The sequence below is a fragment of the Bradyrhizobium sp. Tv2a-2 genome (assembly GCF_000472425.1).
Taxonomy (GTDB): domain Bacteria; phylum Pseudomonadota; class Alphaproteobacteria; order Rhizobiales; family Xanthobacteraceae; genus Bradyrhizobium.
Genome location: NZ_AXAI01000078.1, coordinates 1 through 2535 on the forward strand (window position 1 = coordinate 1; position 2535 = coordinate 2535).

Consider the following 2535-nt stretch of genomic DNA (forward strand, 5'->3'; position numbering starts at 1 on the left):
TCGTCGTTCCTTGCCCGGCCGCGGTCGATCGTCGAGGGCAAAAAGCGGCCCATAGGCCAGCGCCCGCTCGACGCACCGCTCGACCGTCTGGTGGTGCACACCTATCGCACGCCCGACCGCGAAGAACGACGGGTTCTCGCGGTAAGCAAGCAGCATCCTCGCCCGCGTCACCCGGCTTCCTCGTTCCGTTCGGGACCGGGAAATCGCCGTCAGCTTGGCAATCTCCTCGTCACTCAACGCCAATTCGACCGCTCGTCGCTATCCGCCCATCGCAATAATCCTCGTTTGCCAGCCCAAACGAGGAATCCACCAACGAAGTCACCGTTCCATGAGGCTGGGTTCATGGAATCGGTCGTCTAGTGGCGTCAGATTTTAATGATAGCTATCTCGGCCATTCGGCCTGCGCTGGCGAGCCTGACTCATTATCGCATTGTAAAAATCGCTTCTATCAATGGCCGGGTGCAGCCCTCGGCAGCCAGAATGCCGGCCAATTGGCTAGTATACATTTTCCAGATTTGAGGTCCGCTCTGTTATACCTGCTGATCTCTCGTCGCCGCCTTGGCTTTTTGAGAAGCCTTGCCTTGCCGAACATAACGCGGGTTCCCGTAAGAGGTCTTGCTACCCCTGTAGTCGGCCAGAGCCTTGCGCAAGGCCGGCACAAAGCCCCGCTTCACTTGGTCGGGCAGAGACTTCGATTGATCCACCGATTGCAGGGCTAACTCGATCAGCTCGATCGCGCGCTTGGTGTTGCCGCTGTTATAAAAATACTGCGCGACTTGTCCATAAGAGAGGAACTTATCGCCGTCACCCTCGGGGGGATTTAGGGCTAGGATGTTTTCGGACAGTTCTCTGGCAATTGTCAGGCACTCCACGCGCGGGAGATAGGATTCGTCCGTCGTAGGTTGAAACAGCTGGCTCAAGGCCATGGTCATCCAATGCTCCGACTTTCTATCGATCGCATCGCGAACCAGTTGACGCAAGACGGGGAGAGCAGCCCGGAAGTCGCGGATTTTGTGAAGCAAGAGATTCACATGAATGACACGGAGGTTGATAGCGTCCGGCATCTTTGCAACGCCCTCCTCGACCACCGACAGCGCCGTTGTCCAATCCTCGGTCTTCATGGTCGCGTGGAGCTTGGCATAAATTGGCTTGGTCAGCGCCCGTTCCCGCGCTACTCGCACGTTTTCGGCGATCCGTGTTGCATCTTCGGCCTTGGCTTCGTCACTGGCGCGCCAGATTCCTTTAAGAACTTTCGGGAGGATGTCGTCGAGTTGTGCCGGATTGCCGATGAAGGCGATTCGCCCGTCACGATCGACGACGAATGTCGCTGGAATTGCGGAAGTAGAGCTAGCCTCCATCCAATGCGCGTACATTTCGCGGGCGCCGTCGAACGCGATCCGGTAGTTTAACTTCGGCACATTTTGCGTCAGCCACGCGTCCAATTTGGTGCGTGCTTCGTCTGTTGTTGGAGCTTGTTCGCTAGCTGCGATGGCGACGACATCGAGTCCGCTGTCTCTATACTTCTCTTGCAACTCACCCAGATGGGGCATCGTCGCGACACATGGTGCGCACCAGGTTGCCCAAAACTCGAGGATATACACTTTTCCTGGCTGGAATCCGTTGAGAGGCTGTCCACGAAGCCAGCTCTCCACCTTGATCGGCGGCGCCGGGGACTCGATGCGGAGCACCATTTTGTTCTCCAAAGCTATTGTCAGGAGCAGCGGGAGCTTATGCGCCGGGTTGTCGACCAGAAGCCGAGGGCGCGAGCACGCCAAGAGACAGCTGTCCCAGACGCTATTGTGTGCCCTCAGCTTTGGCTCGATTGCTGGATCTGAAAAGCAATGGCCGTGCCAGCACCGTCTAGCACTCAAGTCGCCATTGGTCTTTGAATCCTGGCTGGTGTGGCGAGCAAAGCCGCGCAGCGTGACACCGCGCGTTTGGGATCCGACATCTTGCGCTTGCTAGAATTGGACACGGATGCGCTCTTCGCGGTCAGAGCAGGTCCAGCGTCGTTGGCGGGCGGCCGAACGGATCCTCGCTGATCGCCGCCTCTCCCGTCGGAGGTGACCGTGCCGCGTTGTCAGGCTTGCGACATAGTCGTTCTCAACTGGACAGGCTGGCGTAGACCCCCCCTGCTTCTCATCTGAGCAGCTTATTCGGTCCTGCCCGATATTGCGAGGCGCGCGTGGACATCCATCGAGTGACCGCGGGAGGGGCCGATGCGCGGAGCCTAGGCGCCGGCCGCCTACGGCCCTCCTGCTTTCGATTGGATCCCTATGGGTAATGCGCTTTGATCAAACAGCTGCGACAATGGCGCTGATAAGGTCAATGAGGGAGCTCAGTTCGATATCTTTTACGGCCGCACGTCCGAGAATGAGTTTGGCGAGCTCTGCCCGGTTCTCAGGAGTGCGCATATTTTCCGGTAGCGCCGCGACTGCTTTGCGGATTCCGACGAAGTCGCCCGGGTGTACCGATATGAAGTCGCCCGGGGATTCCGAGACGATGTCGCCCACCTTTACGATTTGATCTCGCCTG

The 2535-nt window shown here is 58.3% G+C and carries 1 protein-coding gene and 2 pseudogenes; all 3 read right to left on the reverse strand.

Translation table 11 applies throughout. The features are described 5' to 3' along the window. A pseudogene (locus A3AI_RS49140) lies at window positions 1-243 on the reverse strand (IS630 family transposase); the annotation flags it as partial. Between the two features lie 287 nt (window positions 244-530). Then, window positions 531-1691: a TlpA disulfide reductase family protein gene (locus tag A3AI_RS0141820; protein ID WP_024521125.1), complete on the reverse strand. Its 1161-nt coding sequence runs from the start codon at window positions 1689-1691 to the stop codon at window positions 531-533. Between the two features lie 603 nt (window positions 1692-2294). Then, window positions 2295-2535, reverse strand: a pseudogene (locus A3AI_RS45010) (hypothetical protein); the annotation flags it as partial.

What these genes read in the sequence shown, in the direction of transcription:
- A3AI_RS0141820 (WP_024521125.1), bottom strand. Translation starts at nt 1,691, where the DNA reads ATGGTGCTCCGCATCGAGTCCCCGGCGCCGCCGATCAAGGTGGAGAGC.